Origin of the sequence: Pseudoalteromonas aliena (assembly GCF_038155085.1) — a bacterium.
Lineage (GTDB): Bacteria > Pseudomonadota > Gammaproteobacteria > Enterobacterales > Alteromonadaceae > Pseudoalteromonas > Pseudoalteromonas aliena_A.
Genome location: NZ_JBAKAU010000268.1, coordinates 1 through 211, shown reverse-complemented (window position 1 = coordinate 211; position 211 = coordinate 1). Strand labels below are relative to the sequence as shown.

Here is a 211-nt window from a genome sequence, read left to right as displayed (position 1 = left end):
TGCAGTAGTAGAGCAACTTGTGAAAGCTTATAATGCTCGCAATATAGAAGAGTTTCTTCGGGGATATGACGAAAACGTAGAGTTTTATCTTTTCCCTAATGAAGTGTTATTTAAAGGGAAAGAAAAACTAATTGAGCGTTATGGGCTTATGTTTAAAATACTAAAGTGTATTCATTCATCGCCAATTAAACGTATAGTACATGGTGATATA

The 211-nt window shown here is 33.2% G+C and carries 1 pseudogene; it reads left to right on the top strand.

The annotated features are described in order from the left end of the window. Positions 1 to 211: pseudogene (locus tag V6260_RS19350) on the top strand (nuclear transport factor 2 family protein); the annotation flags it as partial.